Here is a 19,776-nt window from a genome sequence, read left to right as displayed (position 1 = left end):
TTTCACCTATGAATTATCTCGCCCATATATATCTTTCTGGAGACAATGATTTAGTAACTATTGGAAATTTCATTGCTGATGGCATAAAAGGAAGCAAATACAAAAAATACCCTAAAGACCTGCAAACGGGCATTTTGCTCCATCGTCATATCGATACGTTTACCGATGCACATGACACTGTAAGATTAAGTACCAAAAGGCTTCACGAAAAGTATGGACATTATTCTGGGATTATTGTGGATATTCTTTACGACCATTTTTTGGCCAAGAATTGGAGGCTATATTCTCCTGTTCCATTGAATGAATATGTTGATGATTTTTATGATTCTCTTGAAGAGCACTACGACATCCTTCCATTGAGGGTACAAAAAATGATGCCCTACATGATGACCGACAATTGGCTAGTGAGCTATGCCTCCATTAAAGGCATTTCAAGGGTTTTGGATGGTATGAACAGACGCACCAAAAACCGCTCCAGTATGAACGAAGCCGTTGTGGAACTTGAAGCGTTTTATTCCGAATTTGAAAACGAATTTTCTACTTTTTTTGATGAATTAATCATTTCCTCCAATCAAAAACTTGAAGAACTAAAACTGATTAAATGATGCGACATACTATTTATATTTTCATTCTATTCATCGCCTTTGCCTCTTGCAAAAAAAACATCAAAACAGTTGATGGCAAAAGAGGTGTTTTAGCTAAAACTGCCATGGTGGTTTCTGCGCGTGTTGAAGCCTCCCAAGTCGGCATCGATATTTTAAAGAAAGGCGGAAATGCTTTTGATGCCATGGCAGCCACGGAATTGGCTTTGGCCGTAGCATATCCTTATGCCGGTAATCTTGGCGGCGGTGGTTTTATGGTGTATAGAAAAGCGGATGGAGAAACTGGAGCTATTGATTACAGGGAAAAAGCACCTATGGCAGCAACAAAAAACATGTTTTTAGATGAAAATGGCGTGGTAATCCCTGAAAAAAGCACCATTGGCGCCATGGCAGTTGGTGTTCCAGGCACTATCGCTGGCGTGTTAGAAGTTCATGAAAAGATGGGGTCGCTTCCCATTGAAGATATTTTAACTCCTGTTATTGAGCTGGCAAGAAAAGGAATTGTGGTTACCGAAAAGCAAGAAAAAAGAATTAAAAAATACCAACCGCTTTTTCCAAAGGCGAATAAAGATTCCATTTTGTTTGATAAACACTGGAAGATCAATGACACTATTAAATATCCGGCTTTGGCTAAAACTTTAGAGCGCGTTTTAAAAGATGGAAAAGATGGTTTTTACAAAGGTGAGACAGCAAGGATTCTGACAAAATTCATTCAAGACAATGGAGGTATCATTACCGAAGATGATCTCGCAAATTACGAACCCAAATGGCGTACACCACTTACATTTACTTATGATGGTTTAAAAATAATTTCTATGCCACCTCCTTCAAGTGGCGGGGTTTGTTTAACCCAAATCATGAAAATGATTGAGCCCTTTCCTTTGGATGAATTTGGGCATAATTCATTAAAAAGCATACAGGTGATTACCGAAGCTGAAAGACGTGCGTATGCAGATAGAAGCTTTTATTTGGGTGACCCCGATTTTGTATCCATTCCAATGGACACACTGGTAGACGTTACCTATCTAAACCGAAGAATGCACGATTTTTCCTTTGAAAAAGCAACCAAATCAACTGATGTAAACCATGGCAACATTCAAATTATAGAAAGCGACGAAACCACCCATTACTCTATTATAGATCAATTTGGTAATACTATTTCCGCCACTACAACATTAAATGGAGCTTATGGTTCTAAACTGTATTGTTCTGAATTGGGCTTCTTTTTAAACAATGAAATGGATGATTTTAGCAGTAAACCTGGTACGCCAAACATGTTCGGACTCATTGGTGCTGAAGCCAATAGCATAGCTCCGGAAAAACGAATGTTAAGCTCCATGACACCAACAATTGTTGAAAAAAATGGGGAATTGTATATGTCCGTTGGCACGCCAGGTGGCTCAACCATTATCACGTCTGTTTTACAGACTATCTTGAACGTTCATGAGTATAATATGACCATGCAAGAAGCTGTGAATGCGCCAAGGTTTCATCATCAATGGTTACCCGATGAAATAAGAATGGAGCCTAATCAATTTGACAAAACTCTTATTGAAAACTTAGAAAAATTAGGCTATTCCATAAATGAAAAAGTCACACCCGTAATTGGCAAGGTCGATGGAATACTCGTTTTAAAGGATAAGTCGTATGAAGGTGGTGCCGATTATCGAGGGGATGATACTGCCATCGGTTTTTAGTGCTTTTCTTTCCTTAAAAGAGTCTTATTTAATAATTTAGGCATCAATTTATAAAGCACATATTTGACCGTAATGGGCAAGAAACCAAAAAAAACACTAAAGATAATTGCTGGTGTCATCATCTTTTTGACGCTTCCCAGTTTGTTGTTTTTCGGTTTCCTTTATATAAAATATGATGAAGATTTACCAACGGGAATTCAAGGAGAGCAGGCCGATGCCCTAGCCCATAAAATGTTGGATGCTCTTGATTATCAAGCCTTCCAAAACACTAACCGAATCGAATGGACGTTTAAAGAACGAAGGCACTACGAATGGGACAGAGAAAAAAGTACCTGTGACGTTTACTGGAAGGAAAACAAAGTGGTGCTTAATTTAAACGACTATTCTAAAAGTAAGGTCTACATCCATAGTTTCAAAAATGAAGGTGAAATTGCAAAAGACTTGATTAAAAAGGCCAAAAAGTACTATGAAAACGATTCTTTTTGGCTTGTGGCACCCTATAAAGTATTTGATCCTGGCACAGAACGTAGATTGGTGAAAACTGTAAATGGCAAAGAAGCCTTGCTGGTTACATATACAACTGGCGGATCTGAACCTGGAGATTCTTACTTATGGTATTTGGATGAAAACGGTATGCCAACCAAATTTCAAATGTGGGTAAATATTCTGCCCATTGGTGGCCTAGAAGCCAGTTGGAGCCATTGGACGACTACCGAAAGCGGTGCCAAACTGCCCACATTTCATAGCTTCATGTTTTTTGGTTTTCAAATTGAAGACATAAAGGGCACAAAATAAACTACTTCCCTTTTTGTCCAACAAAATTATGGCTCTTAGATTTGAACAGTACATTAAAACTGGTTAAACTGCCATAAATTCTTGTTATATATTGCTGTAAATCTATTTTGCCTTGTTCATCCAAATCGCTGGAATTTATGCGTTGCTCCATAACACGAAGTCTGTCTCTTACCATAGTAATTTTATGAAAAAACGTATCGATGGGCAATTCGTAGGGTTTCAAGCTTGTATCGGCAGGTTCAAGAATTATTTTCCCTCCTTTATATTTATCGGCTATAGGCACAATTTCGCTCACATCGCTCCATTTTTTTAATATCTTTACAAGGCTGCTTTCTACTTCGAAAAAGCTAACGGTATCCACATCGCCATCGGCTGCTTCAATAACTTCAATTTCGCTATCCAAATCAATGGTTTCCAATCCGTTTTCAATAAAAGTTACCCAATAGTGTTGTGAAGTCACATTGGTTACTACGCCTTTTCCATATTCTGGGTGGTCTATCCGCGAACCTATTCCTAATAATTTCATCTTTATTTTTAGTTCAAATGGTTGTTTCTTCCACAATGATAAGAAATCCAAAATAAATCTTCACAACAATTTAACAACTAAAATTGTACCTTTGCAATCTTGCCTACAAAACAGGCAAATTTGCTAAGATTTTATGAGCCAATTCACCGATTTTATTGAAGTAAAAGGAGCACGGGTACACAATCTTAAAAACATTGATGTATCCATTCCCAGAGAGAAGCTTGTGGTTATTACGGGCTTGTCTGGAAGCGGAAAATCTTCATTGGCTTTCGATACAATTTATGCTGAAGGGCAACGCCGATATATTGAAACATTCTCGCCCTATGCACGGCAGTTTTTAGGTGGTTTGGAACGCCCCGATGTTGATAAAATTGATGGCCTTTCACCCGTCATCGCTATTGAACAAAAAACAACAAGCAAATCACCTCGCTCAACGGTTGGCACAATAACCGAAATTTACGATTTCATGCGTTTGTTGTTTGCTCGTGCGAGTGATGCCTACAGCTACAACACGGGTGAAAAAATGGTGAGCTACAGCGATGAGCAAATAAAAGAACTCATCATAAGTGATTTTAAGGGCAAACGCATTAATATTTTATCGCCTATTGTGCGTTCTAGAAAAGGGCATTATCGCGAACTTTTTGAGCAAATAGCCAAGCAAGGATTTGTAAAGGTGAGAACCGATGGTGAGATTCGCGATATTGTTCGGGGCATGAAACTGGATCGTTATAAAACCCATGATATTGAAATAGTCATAGACCGCTTGGTAATTAATGACCAAGTTGATAACGATAAGCGCTTGACCGAAACTATCAACACGGCCATGTACCACGGTGAAGATGTGCTTTTGGTTATTGACCAAGACACCAATGAAACGCGTTATTTTAGTAGAAGTTTAATGTGTCCGTCAAGTGGAATTTCATACCCCAATCCTGAGCCTAACAATTTTTCATTTAACTCCCCAAAAGGAGCTTGCCCTAACTGCAATGGTATTGGCACGCTACATCAAATCAATGAGCATAAAATTGTTCCAAATCCTTCACTATCAATAAAAAATGGAGCTTTGGCACCCCATGGCCCAGAAAAAAACAGTTGGATTTTCAAACAGCTTGAAACCATTGCCCAAAGATTTAATTTTAAACTGTCTGACCCTTATAAGGATATTCCTGAGGAAGCCAAACAAATGATTCTTTACGGCGGCAATGAAAAATTCTCCGTAGAAAGTAAAACATTGGGCGTAACCCGAGATTACAAAATTGAATTTGAAGGTGTTGCAAACTTTATAGAAAATCAGTACAAAACAGCAGAATCAACTTCATTAAAACGCTGGGCAAAAGATTTTATGGATAAAATTACCTGTCCAGTTTGTGAGGGTTCACGGTTAAAAAAAGAGTCACTTTATTTTAAAATTAACAATAAAAACATTGCCGAACTGGCTAATACGGATATTACAGAACTGGCCGATTGGTTTAATAATTTACATAAACATCTTTCTGAAAAACAGCTTAAGATTGCTGAAGAAGTTGTCAAGGAAATCAAGTCCAGATTACAGTTTTTATTGGATGTCGGGTTGGATTATTTGGCCTTGAACAGAAGCTCGAAATCACTCTCTGGCGGTGAGGCGCAACGCATAAGGTTAGCCACCCAAATAGGATCGCAATTGGTTGGTGTGCTTTATATTTTGGATGAACCAAGTATTGGTTTGCACCAACGTGACAACGAAAAATTGATAAATTCCTTGGCTTCGCTTCGCGATATAGGTAATTCGGTTATTGTTGTTGAACATGACAAGGACATGATTGAACGCGCCGATTATGTAATCGATATTGGGCCAAAAGCTGGCAAACACGGTGGCGATATCATTAGCATTGGCAATCCGGACGAGTTAAAAACCCACCATACCCTTACGGCCGATTACCTGAATGGCACCAAGGAAATAAAAGTCCCTAAAAAACGAAGAGAAGGCAACGGAAAATTTATGGAATTAAAAGGTTGTACAGGTAACAACCTTAAGAATGTTTCGGTTAAGTTTCCTTTGGGAAAAATGATTGGGGTTACAGGGGTGTCGGGTAGCGGAAAATCTACGTTAATAAACGAAACTCTCTACCCTATTTTGAATGCCCATTATTTTAATGGCGTTAAAAAACCAATGCCCTACAAAAGCATATCAGGTTTAGAGCATACCGATAAGGTGATTGATATTAACCAATCGCCTATTGGGCGCACACCGCGAAGTAACCCTGCAACTTATACGGGCGTTTTTAGTGAGATCAGAAGCTTGTTTGCTAAAATTCCCGAAGCTATGATACGTGGTTACAAACCAGGACGTTTCAGTTTTAATGTGAAAGGCGGACGATGCGAAACCTGTCAAGGAGGTGGTTTGCGTGTTATAGAAATGAATTTTCTGCCAGACGTTTATGTGGAATGCGAAACGTGCCAGGGCAAACGTTTTAATCGTGAAACTTTGGAAATTCGATATAAGGGAAAATCCATTAGCGATGTGCTGAACATGACCATGAATGAGGCCGTTGATTTCTTTGAGCACATTCCAAAAATCCATAAAAAGCTAAAAACAATCAAGGATGTCGGTTTGGGTTATATCACACTTGGACAGCAAAGCACCACACTTTCAGGAGGTGAAGCCCAACGTATTAAGCTGGCTACCGAACTCTCAAAAAGAGATACGGGAAACACGTTTTATATTCTCGACGAACCAACCACAGGCCTTCATTTCGAGGACATTCGCGTCCTTATGGCTGTACTCAACAAATTGGTAAATAAAGGCAATACCGTACTTATTATTGAGCATAATCTGGATGTTATCAAAACGGTAGACCATATTATTGACATAGGCTATGAAGGTGGAAAAGGTGGAGGAAAAATTGTGGCAGAAGGCACACCCGAAGAAGTAATAAAAGACAAAAAAAGCTACACGGCTAAATTCTTGAAAAAAGAACTAAATTAGCGGGTTAGTAAAATTTATAACACTGAAATTTATGAGAAAAGAACACCACCATAAAGGCTGGAATGAGATAAAAACCAATGACTCTTGGGCCATTTTTAAAATCATGGGCGAGTTCGTCAATGGTTTTGAAAAAATGAGCAAGATAGGTCCATGTGTATCCATATTTGGATCGGCACGAACAAAACCGGAGGATAAATACTATAAACTTGCCGAAAACATTGCCAAAAAAATTGTGGAAGGCGGCTATGGTGTAATTACTGGTGGTGGTCCAGGGATTATGGAAGCGGGCAACAAAGGCGCACATTTAGGCGGTGGCACATCGGTTGGACTTAATATAGAGCTACCTTTTGAGCAACATGATAACCCATATATTGATCCAGATAAAAGTTTGGATTTCGATTACTTTTTTGTGCGCAAGGTTATGTTTGTAAAGTACTCCCAAGGCTTTGTGGTTATGCCCGGAGGCTTTGGTACGCTTGATGAATTTTTTGAGGCTCTTACCCTTATACAAACCCATAAAATTGGGAAATTCCCTATAATATTAGTGGGAACAGATTTTTGGGAAGGCCTAATAGATTGGATTAAGAAAACACTTTTAAATTCATTTGGAAATGTTAGTGCCAAAGATTTAGATCTTATACACTTGGTTGACAGTGAAGACGAAGTGATTGCAATATTGGACGCATTCTACAAAGATTCAAGATTAAGCCCAAATTTTTAAGTTCTGTCTTTTCGTTTTAAACCAAAATTACCTATGCGTGCATAATATTTGTTAAGGATCATTTTTTGCCGCCATATTTTACTATATTGCATCGCCTTAAACAAATTGCTAACCATTAATGTTATTGAAAAATTGAGATTCTTCCTAATAAAATTTGTTGCTTTCTCATGTGTCTGCTTTTCTACCTTTGGTCAAAATAAAATAGACCTGAAAGCGGTATTTGATGTAGAAAATAAGCAAATAAAAATCTCGCAAACCATTCAATATCAAAATACCTCAAGCGATGAGCTAAGCACCATTTACCTTAACGATTGGAGCAATAGCTACGCCACAAAGAAAACGCAATTGGCTATAAGAATGGCCGACGAGTACAAAAACGATTTTCATTTGGCAAAAAACGAAGATCGTGGCTTTTCCGTTGTGGCCTCAATAAAACAAAATGGTGAAGCATTGCATTTTCAACAGGTAAAAAATCAAATTGATGTTATAAAGGTAGAATTACCCGAACCCCTGAAACCAGGTGACTCGTATACCATTGATTTAGAATATTCGGTACAAATACCCAATTCCAAATTCACAAGCTATGGCATCACAAACGAGGGCGATTATAATTTAAGGTATTGGTATATCACCCCTGCCATTTATGATGGCGAATGGCAATATTATAGCAACAAGGACCTTGATGATATGTTCATTCCGAAATCGGATATCACCATGGATATTGAACATCCCAATGGTTATGTTTTGACTTCAGAATTGAACACCGCTGGCATAACCCAGCTTCCAAACAAGCAAATTGTTCACCTGGAAGGAAAAGATAGAATTAACACCAAACTTTTCCTCAGTAAAAATTCAAAATTCAACACCATTCAAACAGAAGGTTTTTCCATTGTTTCAGATATGGTTGACAAAGACCTTGAGGTTCTGGATAAAGTATTGATCACCGAAAAAGTGACCAACTTCCTTTTTAAAAGTTTTGGAAAATATCCGCATGAAAGAATTTTACTGTCCCAGATTGACAATGATAAAAATCCTATTTATGGCTTAAATTTTCTGCCAAGTTTTGTTAAACCATACCCTAGTCATTTTCAATACGAGCTTAAACTTTTAAAAATTGCGTTGCACAATTATTTAGAAAACACCTTATTGATCAACCCTAGAAAAGAACAATGGCTGCTTGACGGCATACAAATTTATTACTTAATGAATTATGTTGATGAGCACTACCCCGACATGAAATTTTTGGGCACCATAGCCGATTTTTGGGGCGTACGATCTTTTCATGTGGCAGACATGAAATTTAACGACAAATACATTCTGGCCTTTATGCTTATGGCTCGTACCAATAGGGACCAACCTTTGAGCATGCAAAAGGACTCGTTATTAAAATTTAACCACAATATAGCCAATAAATACAAGGCTGGCATAGGTTTGAAGTATTTGGATGATTTTGTAAACCACGATATCGTTAAAGAAAGTGTTGAATTTTTTTTGGCTGAAAACAAGCTAAAAGCAACCTCTGCAAAGGCCTTTGAAAACTATATAAAATCAAAAACTTTCAAAGATATCGATTGGTTTTTTAATGACTATCTAAAAACCCGCAAGAAGATAGATTTTAAGATTAAAAAAGTTAAAAAAACGGCGGATTCCATAACCATCACCATAAAAAATAAAAGGGACAACAGCATGCCTGTTTCCTTATACGGCCTTAATAACGACCATATTGTTTCGAAAACATGGGTTGAAAACATTGATGGTGACAAAACCATAACCATTCCTAGAAATGATGCCAATAAATTGGTTTTAAACTACGACAACACCATTCCAGAAATTAATCTTAGGGACAATTGGAAATCGCTTAAGGGTTTCTTTTTTAACAACAAACCGCTTCAATTTCGTTTATTTAAAGACATTGAAGACCCTAATTACAATCAAGTCTTTTTTATGCCCATGGCAGAGTTTAACAATATTTATGACGGTGTAACTTTAGGTGTAAAAACCTATAACAAAACGGTTCTTAGAAAACTTTTAAATTATAGCTTTAGCACCAATTATGCGTTTAAATCGCAGTCATTAACTGGTTCTGGAGCGGTTTCACAAACACATTATTTAGATAACAGCAATCTATACTTTATTAATTATGGTGTTGTTGGTGGTTATTCTTCGTATGCACCAGGCCTATTTGTTACCCAATTTACGCCCTCATTAACGCTCATGTTTCGGCAAAACGACGACTTTCGGTCCAACAAGCGCAGTATGCTAAAATTGAGGCACGTAAACATAAAAAGGGATAAAGACGTCAATAATGTTTTCACGTCTACTGAGCCTAATTACAATATTTTTGATATTCGCTATATCGATTCAAATGACAACTTAATTAATTTCAGTAGCTGGTTTGCCGATTTTCAAATCGGAAAAAAATTCAGCAAACTATCTTTTAATTATGAATACAGACGTCTTTTCGAAAGCAACAGGCAATTAAATCTACGCATGTTCGCCGGAGCATTTCTTGAAAATAATACAGATCCAAGCTCAAATTATTTCAGCTTTGCACTCGATAGGCCAACTGATTACTTATTCGATTACAACTATTTGGGTAGATCTGAAGCCACAGGAATATTCAGTCAACAGTATATTACTGCCGAGGGTGGTTTCAAATCGAAATTGGATACTCCCTTTGCCAACCAATGGATAACCACATTAAATGCAAGCACAACTCTTTGGAAATATATCTTGGCCTATGGAGATATTGGATTGGTAAAAAATAGAATGGATACTGCCCATTTTGTTTACGATTCAGGTATTCGGGTTAATTTAGTAACCGATTATTTTGAGATTTACTTTCCTGTTTATTCCAACTTGGGTTGGGAAATTGGTCAAGCGCATTACGACCAAAAAATACGTTTTAAGTTCACTTTAGACCCACAATCCTTATTAGGCTTGTTTAGAAGACGCTGGTATTAAAGTATTTTAAATAATTCTAACACAAAACGCGTTTTAAGTGATTATTTTTTAAATTTTAGTCGCAAAATCATATTTTTTTACAAATTTAACAACCATTTAGCATTCAATATTATTGGAGAGAAAGCAAAAATTAACTACTTTTGCCCAAGCTAAACTTGAGTAAATGCAAACCCTACCAGACCTGGAAAATAACCTCTCATTTGAAGATTTTAAAGCTGAAGTCATAAACGACTACAAAACAGCGGTTATCAGCAGAGAATGTAGTTTGTTAGGTCGTCGCGAAGTACTTACAGGTAAGGCTAAATTCGGTATTTTTGGTGATGGAAAGGAAGTGCCTCAATTAGCCATGGCAAAAGCCTTTTTGAAAGGTGATTGGCGGTCGGGCTACTATAGGGACCAAACCTTTATGATGGCACTGGGAGAACTTACTCCAGAGCAATTTTTTGCTGGCCTATATGCCAACACCAATTTAGAGTTGGAACCCATGTCGGCCGGTCGTCAAATGGGTGGGCATTTTGTTACCCACAGTTTGAATGATAACGGCAGTTGGAAAAACCTCACCAAACAGTACAACTCAAGTTCAGACATTTCACCTACTGCTGGGCAGATGCCACGTTTATTGGGCTTAGCACAGGCCTCTAAAATTTTTAGGGAAGTTAAAGGCATCAATGCCACCAATTTTTCCGTAAATGGAAATGAAGTGGCTTGGGGAACCATCGGTAATGCCAGTACAAGTGAAGGACTGTTTTTTGAAACCATTAATGCAGCAGGTGTGTTGCAAGTACCCATGGTGATAAGCATTTGGGATGACGAATACGGCATCTCAGTGCATGCCAAACACCAAACCACAAAAGAAAATATTTCAGAAATATTAAAAGGGTTTCAGCGCGATGACAAAAACAAAGGTTTTGAAATCCTTCGTGTAAAAGGTTGGGATTATGCCAATTTGGTAGAAACCTTTCAAGAGGCGGGTGCCATTGCCCGAGAGGAGCATGTTCCTGTAATAATTCACGTTACGGAAGTCACCCAACCACAAGGACACTCAACCTCAGGTTCGCATGAGCGCTATAAAACACCAGAGCGTTTGGAATGGGAAAACCAGCACGATTGTAATACCAAAATGCGGGAATGGATGATTGAAAGCGGTATTGCCACCAATGAGGTTTTGACAGAAATTGATAGGATAGCAAAACGTGATGTTCGGGAGGCCAAAAAAAATGCTTGGAGTACTTTCCTAAAGCCCATAAAAAATGAGCAGCAAGAGCTTATTTCCATGCTAAAACAAATTGAAACGACCAGTGCAAATGGCGTATTCATTGCTAAAATAAGGGAAAGCTTAACCTCAATTAATGAGCCGACCCGAAAAGACATTTTATCGCACGCCAGAAAGGCATTAAGATATACCATTGGCGAATCTACCGCGGAAAGCAAACAACTTGGCAGCTGGATTAATGCTATTTTTGAGAAGGTGCAACCAAAATTCAGTTCGCATTTATATTCGGAAACGCAAGGCTCCAACACCCGAATAAAGGAAATAAAACCAACCTATAATGACGATGCGCCACAAGTTGACGGCCGCATCATTCTTCGTGATAACTTTGATGCCATTTTTGGCAGATATCCCGAAGCATTGGTTTTTGGTGAAGATACGGGAAACATTGGCGACGTAAATCAAGGGTTGGAAGGTTTACAGGAAAAATATGGGGAATTACGCGTTGCCGATACAGGCATTCGTGAAGCAACCATTGTTGGGCAAGGTATTGGCTTGGCATTACGCGGACTGAGACCAATTGCCGAAATTCAGTATTTGGATTATATTTTATACGCCCTACAAACCATAAGCGACGATCTGGCAACCACCCATTACCGTACAAAAGGCAAACAAAAAGCACCTTTAATTATTAGAACGCGTGGCCACAGACTGGAAGGCATTTGGCATTCTGGGTCGCAAATGGGCGGTCTTTTAAACTTGGTTAAGGGCGTTAATCTGTTGGTGCCCAGAAACATGACCAAAGCTGCCGGTTTCTACAACACCTTGCTTCTTGGTGACGACCCCGCTATTGTGGTAGAATGTTTAAACGGCTATCGATTAAAGGAAAAAATGCCGAACAACCTTGGCGCACTTAAAACACCTATTGGGGTTGTTGAAACCATAAAAGAAGGGTCGGACATTACGGTAGTGTCATACGGTTCTACATTGCGATTGGTAGAGCAAGCCGCAAAAGAATTATTGGCTATTGGTATTGATATCGAAATTATAGATGTACAATCCTTGATGCCTTTGGATTTGAACCACGATATTGTTAAGAGTATCGAAAAAACCAACAAGGTTATTATTATTGATGAAGATGTTCCTGGTGGTGCTTCAGCCTATATTTTGGATGAAGTTCTAAACAAGCAAAACGCTTTTCAATATTTGGACAGCGCACCAAAAACCTTAAGCGGCAAACCGCACAGACCGGCTTATGGCAATGATGGCGACTATTTTTCAAAACCTTCAGCAGAAGATATTTTTGAGGCCATTTATGCCATCATGTACGAGTACAACCCAAGTGATTTCCCAAAACTGAGGTAATTTTAGTTTTAAAATACCCCTGACTCAATAATTCCATTCGGTTTTATTTTCCCAAAACTTTATTTGATAAATATCATTGTTTTTTCATTTGTTTTTGCGTTGCTTTGATTTGATATAACTAAACTCAAAAACCATGAAAACGTATAAATCCTTCATAGTTTTACTTTTGGGCCTTCTATTCAGCTCATGCATCGTAAAATCGTTATTTCCATTTTACACAGAAGACACCATCTCGTTTGAAAAAGCATTTCTAGGAACATGGAAAGACATTAAAGACCCCAATAACACATGGATTGTCGCCTCGGTTAAAGAGTATAACGACGAAAAGCAAAAACACGACTCCACACCACCGGCACCAGAAGATATTGAACGATACAACAAAGAAAAAGACGCCTATTTTATTATTAATGAAGAAAAAGATAAAGTAGCCATTTTTTCGGTTATGCCTTTTAAAATAAAAGGTCAACTGTTTTTGGACTTCACCCCGCTTACTTCAAACTGTAATTGCAATATAGACCTGTTTAATTACCATCAAGTTACAACACACTCTTTGGTTAAATTTGATATGACAGATATCGATAGCGTTTCCGTAAAATGGTTTTCATCTGAAAAACTGCAGCATTTAATAGAAACCCACGACTTGAACATTAAACACGAAAAGTTCGATTCCGAATACCTATTAACTGCTTCTCCTGAAGAATTGCAAAAATTCATTAAAAACTATATGGATTCTGACGAAGAAGACAAATGGAAAACCGATGTTAAATACGATTTGGTAAGAACCGAAAACCACGAAAAGTCTTTTGAATACATCAAAAAATTAATCACAGGTATGGAAAAAATAGAGGGCATCGATTTGGATTAAAATCACGTGAGTTTGATTGAATGATTTATAACAATATACTTCATATAAATAAGCTACATATTTGTCAGGTCGAGCGCAGTCGAGACCTATTGAGATTTATTGAAATTCAAAACCTTTCGACTGCGCTCAAGGTGACAATGTTCTACCTCTAACCAAGAGAGGATAATAGTTAAACCCAACTCACCTTAAAATATAAAAACCAAGTTTTTCCACCCTGAATAAAAATCAGTAAATTTAGGGCTTACGCCATTATTTTAATGAAACCAGCCTCACTTCCGGAAATCAAAAAAGAACTGCAAACCCTTTCAACGCAAGAAATTCTAGAACTCTGTTTGCGTTTGGGCCGATTTAAGCAAGAAAACAAAGAACTCCTCACCTATTTGTTGTTCGAATCGCACAACGAAAGCGGCTATATAGAAAGCGTAAAAAGCTATATGGACGACGAGTTCAACCTCATAAACACCAGCAGCTATTTTTATATAAGGAAAAGTGCCCGCAAAATTCTACGGAACGTAAAAAAGTACATCCGCTACTCGCAAAACAAGGAAACCGAAGTAGAGCTGCTCCTCTACTTTTGCCAAAAACTGCGCGATTTTAAACCCAGTATAAAACGCAGTACCCAACTGCAAAACATGTACGCCCGCCAACTCCTTTTGGTAAAAAAGATTATTGCCAAACTGCATGAAGACTTGCAATATGATTATAATTTGATGTTGGAGGAGATGTGATTTTGTTGAAAAGTTCTTAGAAATTTACTTTCATCCTGAGATTATCTGTAAAGGTTTTCTTTTAAATTAGCAAAAAACAAGGAACAAAGCCGAACAAAATAGAAACTTAACAAGGGGAGTAATGAAAATAAAGCAGGTTGAAGTCATTAACTATAAAAGTATCAAGGATATTGTTATTCCATTTATGGAATATGGAAATTATTCAAACAAAAGTAAAACGACTTTTTTAGTAGGTCTGAATGAAACTGGGAAATCCGCGATACTTGAATCTTTAAGCTTAATTAATGACGGTTTTTCAGAAATTGATTACGAAGATATCTGCTTCAAGAATTCTCTTGATAACGAAGAATACATTGAACTATACATTTCATTTGAAATCAAGACAAGCAGTTACTGGGTTAGACATTTAAAAGAAAAATGTGGAATTCCTGAATCTCTCGCAAATAAAATTCATTTTAAAAATGTTTCGAAAAACATATACATCAAAGAGGATGTAGCCGACGAAGGATATTTAGTTGAAATAGCTGAAATCCCACTTTATGAGTATTTAGTTGAAAATGAAACCATTGATTTTATAAGAATAAAAAACAATATTAAGGAAAAAATAACCCATTTAAATGCTTCTTCATTTTTGTCGAGTAACCAAAAACTATTAACTAAATCAAAACTTGAAAGTATAATAGTTGATAAACTATTTCCTGTTTTTAACATTAACATACCTAAGGTTCAAGTTTGGAAGCCAAAAAAAGAATATTTGATTAATTCAGTCATTAATTTAGTTAGCTTCAAAGAAAACCCAGAATTGTCAATACCGTTAAAAAACATATTCAATATTTGCGGATATGATGATAATAAAAAAATAAAACAAGTCATCGAAAGAGCTCTAAAAAAGCAAGAAAAAAGTGATGAGTTAGAAGACAAAATGTCACTAGCGATAACAAAGCATTTAAATAAAATATGGAAAGAGCATAAAATTAAAGTTGTCATTTCCATAAATGGTAATAATTGTCAAGTATTTATTGAAGATAAGGATAAAAAGCACAACTATTTTAGAATGGAACAAAGGAGTGAAGGATTCAAGCAATTTGTTTCGTTAATTCTATCACTTTCGGTTACAAATGAAACCAATAATTTAAGAAACAATGTAATATTAATTGATGAACCAGAGGTTCACCTACATCCGAGTGGAATAAGATATATGAGAGATGAAATTATTAAAATTGGAAAAAATAATCATGTTTTTGTTTCAACTCATAGTCATTATATGGTAGACACAAATTGTCCAGAAAGACATTGGATTGTAAAAAAAGAAAAAGCTGAGACTTCCATAAATCAAATTGGAGAAAGCACGCCTATAGAAGACGATGACGTACTGTTGTCAGCATTTGGGTTGAATCTATTCAGGGAGTTGCTTCCTCAAAATATTCTTCTAGTTGAAGGAGGAGATGACAAACAAGTTATTAGCCATATTTTTAGATTGAATAATATTTCAAATTTTTCTATTAAATCAGCGGGTGGCGCCTCAAAAGCTCCAGGTATTGCAAGTATCTTAGTAAATGAATCAATTCCTGCCTTTATATTATTTGATGATGACAAAGAAGGTAAAGACAATAAAAAAAGAATTTTAGAAAAATTCAAAGAATCATATAGTAGTTCTAATGTTTTCACTTTAAGAGATTTAGTAAAATCCATACCCGTCAACTCCACATTAGAGGATTTAATGCCAACAAAATTTGTTTTGGATTTTTTCAATAGAGAAATGGACAAAAAATACTCGATTGATGAGAAAAAAGCTTGTATTATACAATTAAAAAATCAAGATGAAAGGTTAAGAAACAAACAAAAGTTAGATTCATTAAAATTAAAATTATCAAACGAATTCATAAAAACCTATAAAACTAAGGCTAAGGTAAATAAGTTAACTCTGTTTGAGGATTTGAGACACGAAATATTAAAAAAATGGAATTAAAATCTTTTCCATCTTATTCCCAATCCTATTAGTCGAAAAATAAAGATTAACTTTATTCGAGTAAAATTGAAAATAGCTTAACTAAAATGAGCAATATTCTATCCATAACAAAAGATATTATCATATCTGCCGTTATTGCCGTTTTAACTTCGGGACTTTTTGAGGTTTCCAATATGGTTTATCAATTGTTAGAAGTCATTAAAACGACGCATATCACCAAGTTATGAGCAACTTCAACAACCTTACATAAATGATAAAACCTCAAAAATTAAGTCCGTTTGTTCAATATGAAAAAGTGAAAGATTTCGCAAAAGAATCTTTCATTATTTCAATTAAAGGTTACTATATGAAACCAACCGAAATTATTTCAAATAGAAATATTCCACTTTATGTTAGTATGATTGAAGAGGTAACTCATATTTACTATTTAACTGTTTCTGCATCAGATTGGATAAGAGAAAATATTGAATGCAATATCAATGACAGAACGGTAACGCTTACAGAAGAATTTATGTATAAGTTTGATTTAGTTAGAGTAATTCCAGAAAATGGACATAAACTTTTTGATTCATTCTTAAGAGTAATGCTGAAACAAGTTCCTGAAAAAGCGAAGTTGTATTCTGTCGAAGAGGAAATGTATGGAGAAAGTTGGAATTCGAAGCAAATAAAAGCTGCTCATAACAGCGGTTTAGCGCAATAGCTGCTATTGTGCTTTGTGGAAAATCCTACGGATATTCCACTATTAATTTTCATAACAATATTTTGCCCAAATTGCCCCAACTTTGTTAAACCGCGCAACGTTAAGCGAAAATTACCATTTCAACAATCATTCTTATTCTAAATATTTTACCCCACAATTCATAACCCAATATTTGAATGCTTGACGCAAAACTTTATCTTTGCACCTTTCAATTACATAACACTCGATGAAAATTTCATATAACTGGTTAAAGCAATTTTTAAAAACAGATTGGACACCAGAACAAACCAGCGAATTACTTACCGATTTAGGCCTTGAAGTTGAGGGCTTGGAAACTTACCAATCGGTAAAAGGCGGTTTACAAGGCGTAGTTGTTGGCGAGGTACTAACTTGCACCCAACACCCCAATGCCGATAAGTTAAAAGTAACTACCGTAACTATTGGTGGCGACGAACCATTGCAAATTGTTTGTGGTGCACCCAACGTTGCCGTGGGCCAAAAAGTACCCGTTGCCACAATTGGCACAACCTTATACACTGCGGAAGGCGAAGCGTGGACCATTAAAAAAGGCAAGATTAGGGGGGAGGAAAGCCACGGTATGATTTGCGCCGAAGATGAACTTGGTTTGGGTACATCGCACGATGGCATCATGGTTTTGGATGAAGATTTAAAAGTTGGCACACTGGCCGCCGATATTTTTGATGTTGAAGACGACCATGTTTTTGAAATTGGCTTAACCCCAAACCGCGCAGATGCTATGAGCCATTTGGGAACAGCGCGTGATTTAAAAGCGGGGCTTATCCAAAAGGACATTAATTTGGAGCTGATTACACCATCGGTTAGTGCGTTTCGTGTGGATAACCGCACCCTAAAAATAGATGTGGATGTAAAAAATAAAGATTTGGCACCACGCTATTGCGGGGTTACCATTTCTAAATTAAAGGTAAAGGAATCGCCTGCTTGGTTGCAACACCGCTTAAAAGCTGTTGGTTTAAGCCCAATTAACAATATTGTGGATGCCACAAATTATGTGTTGCACGATTTGGGTCAGCCATTGCATGCCTTTGATGCGGTTAAAATTGCAGGCAACAAAATAGAGGTTAAAACCTTAAAGGCTGGTACAAAGTTCACCACTTTGGATGGTGTTGAACGCACACTCCACGAAGACGATTTAATGATTTGTGATGCCGAAAAACCGATGTGCATTGCCGGAGTTTTTGGCGGTATTCATTCTGGAGTTACCGAAAACACAACGAGCATTTTCTTGGAAAGCGCGTATTTCAATCCTGTTAGTGTGCGTAAAACAGCCAAACGCCACGCCCTCAATACCGATGCCTCTTTTAGATTTGAACGTGGTATTGACCCGAACATTACAGAATACGCTTTAAAGCGTGCCGCCCTATTGATTCAAGACATTGCTGGCGGTGAAATTACGAGCGACATCATTGATGTTTACCCAACCAAGATTAAGGATTTTGAGGTGCGTTTAAGTTTTGAAAATGCCAAAAAGTTGATTGGAGAGGAAATCCCGAAGGAAGTCATCAAGCGCATTTTAACCTCGTTGGAAATAAAAGTGAACAACGTTACCGAAGCCGGTGTTGGTTTAACGGTGCCTGCCTACAGAAACGATGTGCAACGCGAAGCTGATATTATTGAGGAAATTTTGCGTGTGTATGGTTATAACAATATTAAAACCACTGAAAAGCTAAACGCTTCCATTTCGGCAACTACCCGTTTTGAGGATTATAAAATCCAAAATATTGTGGGTAACCAATTGGCGGCACAGGGGTTTTTCGAAATGCTTTCCAACTCGCTCACCACACCAAATTATTTAAAGCTGAGCGAGCAATTAAAGGATGAGCATAATATTACCATGCTCAACCCTTTAAGCAACGATTTGTCTGTTTTAAGACAGTCCTTATTGTTCTCTGGTTTAGAAGCTGTGTCATTTAACATCAACAGAAAGCGTTCCGATTTAAAGTTATTTGAATTTGGAAAAACCTATCACGGGTACAACGACAAAAGAGAGGAATTTAAACATTTGTCGGTGTTTATAACCGGAAATAAAACCATTGAAAACTGGCATTCTGCGAATGGGAAAAACGATTTCTTTTTAATGAAAGGCACCATTGTTTCCATTCTTGAGCGTTTGGGCATTTCAAGATTTAATGAAACGCCCATTGCCAACGATTTATTTTCGGAAGGCTTGACCTTAAGTTTAGGAAAAAACAAACTTGTAGACTTTGGTTTGGTTAAAAAACCAATTTTAAAGTATTTTGATATTGCCCAAGAAGTGATTTATGCCGATTTTAATTGGGATACCGTTTTGGATATGGTAAAACATAATAAGATTAAATTCAAGGATATTCCTAAATACCCTGAAGTACGTCGCGATTTTGCCCTTTTATTGGATGATAACGTAACCTTTGAATCCATTTATAAAATAGCCAAACAAAGCGAAAAGCAATTATTAAAAGACGTTAATCTGTTTGACGTGTACCAAGGTAAAAACCTGCCAAAAGGCAAAAAGAGTTATGCGGTTAGTTTTACACTTCAAGACGAAAACAAAACCCTTAACGACAAGCAAATTGATAAAATAATGAGCAAGCTGCAAAGTAATTTTGAACAACAGCTTGGCGCCGAATTGAGATAAATAAAGGCCAAAAAAT

At 36.9% G+C, this 19,776-nt stretch carries 14 protein-coding genes; 13 read left to right on the top strand and 1 reads right to left on the bottom strand.

Annotated elements, in window-relative coordinates:
* The first annotated feature begins 8 nt into the window (after window positions 1-8).
* From WJN01_RS07890 to WJN01_RS07880, 3 genes are all read left to right on the top strand, one after another.
* Window positions 9-605: an acyl carrier protein phosphodiesterase gene (locus WJN01_RS07890; protein ID WP_445196605.1), complete on the top strand. Its 597-nt coding sequence runs from the start codon at window positions 9-11 to the stop codon at window positions 603-605.
* Window positions 605-2,299 carry a gamma-glutamyltransferase gene (ggt, locus tag WJN01_RS07885; RefSeq protein ID WP_445196697.1) on the top strand — a complete coding sequence of 565 codons (1,695 nt, stop codon included), beginning with the start codon at window positions 605-607 and terminating at the stop codon, window positions 2,297-2,299. Before WJN01_RS07890 ends, ggt begins: the two co-directional genes overlap by 1 nt.
* Window positions 2,300-2,371: 72 nt before the next feature.
* A complete protein-coding gene (locus WJN01_RS07880; protein WP_445196604.1) occupies window positions 2,372-3,094 on the top strand; it encodes a hypothetical protein in 723 nt (240 codons plus the stop codon).
* 1 nt (window position 3,095) lies between these two features.
* Here WJN01_RS07880 and WJN01_RS07875 read toward each other — a convergent pair whose 3' ends face one another.
* Complete coding sequence (locus tag WJN01_RS07875) at window positions 3,096-3,620, bottom strand: DUF8685 domain-containing protein (protein WP_445196603.1); 525 nt, start codon at window positions 3,618-3,620, stop codon at window positions 3,096-3,098.
* Window positions 3,621-3,753: 133 nt separating this feature from the next.
* Here WJN01_RS07875 and uvrA point away from each other — a divergent pair, with 133 nt between their 5' ends.
* The 10 genes from uvrA to pheT all read left to right on the top strand — a co-directional run bounded on the left by uvrA (window position 3,754) and on the right by pheT (window position 19,760).
* Entirely contained in the window at window positions 3,754-6,585 is a 2,832-nt protein-coding gene (gene uvrA, locus WJN01_RS07870) for an excinuclease ABC subunit UvrA (RefSeq protein WP_445196602.1), read from the top strand.
* Window positions 6,586-6,616: 31 nt separating this feature from the next.
* Window positions 6,617-7,306, top strand: coding sequence for an LOG family protein (locus WJN01_RS07865; RefSeq protein WP_445196601.1), 690 nt, complete (start codon window positions 6,617-6,619; stop codon window positions 7,304-7,306).
* Window positions 7,307-7,438: 132 nt separating this feature from the next.
* A complete protein-coding gene (locus tag WJN01_RS07860) occupies window positions 7,439-10,270 on the top strand; it encodes a gluzincin family metallopeptidase (protein ID WP_445196600.1) in 2,832 nt (943 codons plus the stop codon).
* 163 nt (window positions 10,271-10,433) lie between these two features.
* Window positions 10,434-12,845 carry an alpha-ketoacid dehydrogenase subunit alpha/beta gene (locus WJN01_RS07855; protein ID WP_445196599.1) on the top strand — a complete coding sequence of 804 codons (2,412 nt, stop codon included), beginning with the start codon at window positions 10,434-10,436 and terminating at the stop codon, window positions 12,843-12,845.
* Window positions 12,846-12,978: 133 nt separating this feature from the next.
* Complete coding sequence (locus WJN01_RS07850) at window positions 12,979-13,710, top strand: hypothetical protein (RefSeq protein ID WP_445196598.1); 732 nt, start codon at window positions 12,979-12,981, stop codon at window positions 13,708-13,710.
* Between the two features lie 257 nt (window positions 13,711-13,967).
* Window positions 13,968-14,438 carry a hypothetical protein gene (locus tag WJN01_RS07845; RefSeq protein ID WP_445196597.1) on the top strand — a complete coding sequence of 157 codons (471 nt, stop codon included), beginning with the start codon at window positions 13,968-13,970 and terminating at the stop codon, window positions 14,436-14,438.
* A gap of 121 nt (window positions 14,439-14,559) precedes the next feature.
* Window positions 14,560-16,407, top strand: coding sequence for an ATP-dependent nuclease (locus WJN01_RS07840; protein WP_445196596.1), 1,848 nt, complete (start codon window positions 14,560-14,562; stop codon window positions 16,405-16,407).
* 86 nt (window positions 16,408-16,493) lie between these two features.
* Window positions 16,494-16,634, top strand: coding sequence for a hypothetical protein (locus WJN01_RS07835; RefSeq protein WP_445196595.1), 141 nt, complete (start codon window positions 16,494-16,496; stop codon window positions 16,632-16,634).
* Between the two features lie 23 nt (window positions 16,635-16,657).
* Window positions 16,658-17,107, top strand: coding sequence for a hypothetical protein (locus WJN01_RS07830; RefSeq protein WP_445196594.1), 450 nt, complete (start codon window positions 16,658-16,660; stop codon window positions 17,105-17,107).
* A gap of 226 nt (window positions 17,108-17,333) precedes the next feature.
* The gene (gene pheT, locus WJN01_RS07825) at window positions 17,334-19,760 is read left to right on the top strand and encodes a phenylalanine--tRNA ligase subunit beta (RefSeq protein WP_445196593.1); all 2,427 of its coding nucleotides are present in this window, start codon (window positions 17,334-17,336) and stop codon (window positions 19,758-19,760) included.
* The last annotated feature ends 16 nt before the right edge of the window (window positions 19,761-19,776 follow it).

Origin of the sequence: Tamlana sedimenti (genome assembly GCF_038148895.1) — a bacterium.
In the GTDB taxonomy this organism is placed as follows: domain Bacteria; phylum Bacteroidota; class Bacteroidia; order Flavobacteriales; family Flavobacteriaceae; genus Tamlana.
This window is presented reverse-complemented; position numbering and strand designations above follow the sequence as displayed.

Bases quoted from the DNA above. Each gene is read 5' to 3' on its own strand.
- WJN01_RS07845 (WP_445196597.1), top strand. From the start codon at position 13,968: ATGAAACCAGCCTCACTTCCGGAAATCAAAAAAGAACTGCAAACCCTT.
- pheT (WP_445196593.1), top strand. From the start codon at position 17,334: ATGAAAATTTCATATAACTGGTTAAAGCAATTTTTAAAAACAGATTGG.
- WJN01_RS07830 (WP_445196594.1), top strand. From the start codon at position 16,658: ATGATAAAACCTCAAAAATTAAGTCCGTTTGTTCAATATGAAAAAGTG.
- WJN01_RS07840 (WP_445196596.1), top strand. From the start codon at position 14,560: ATGAAAATAAAGCAGGTTGAAGTCATTAACTATAAAAGTATCAAGGAT.
- ggt (WP_445196697.1), top strand. From the start codon at position 605: ATGCGACATACTATTTATATTTTCATTCTATTCATCGCCTTTGCCTCT.
- WJN01_RS07880 (WP_445196604.1), top strand. From the start codon at position 2,372: ATGGGCAAGAAACCAAAAAAAACACTAAAGATAATTGCTGGTGTCATC.
- WJN01_RS07890 (WP_445196605.1), top strand. From the start codon at position 9: ATGAATTATCTCGCCCATATATATCTTTCTGGAGACAATGATTTAGTA.
- uvrA (WP_445196602.1), top strand. From the start codon at position 3,754: ATGAGCCAATTCACCGATTTTATTGAAGTAAAAGGAGCACGGGTACAC.
- WJN01_RS07855 (WP_445196599.1), top strand. From the start codon at position 10,434: ATGCAAACCCTACCAGACCTGGAAAATAACCTCTCATTTGAAGATTTT.
- WJN01_RS07850 (WP_445196598.1), top strand. From the start codon at position 12,979: ATGAAAACGTATAAATCCTTCATAGTTTTACTTTTGGGCCTTCTATTC.
- WJN01_RS07865 (WP_445196601.1), top strand. From the start codon at position 6,617: ATGAGAAAAGAACACCACCATAAAGGCTGGAATGAGATAAAAACCAAT.
- WJN01_RS07875 (WP_445196603.1), bottom strand. From the start codon at position 3,620: ATGAAATTATTAGGAATAGGTTCGCGGATAGACCACCCAGAATATGGA.
- WJN01_RS07835 (WP_445196595.1), top strand. From the start codon at position 16,494: ATGAGCAATATTCTATCCATAACAAAAGATATTATCATATCTGCCGTT.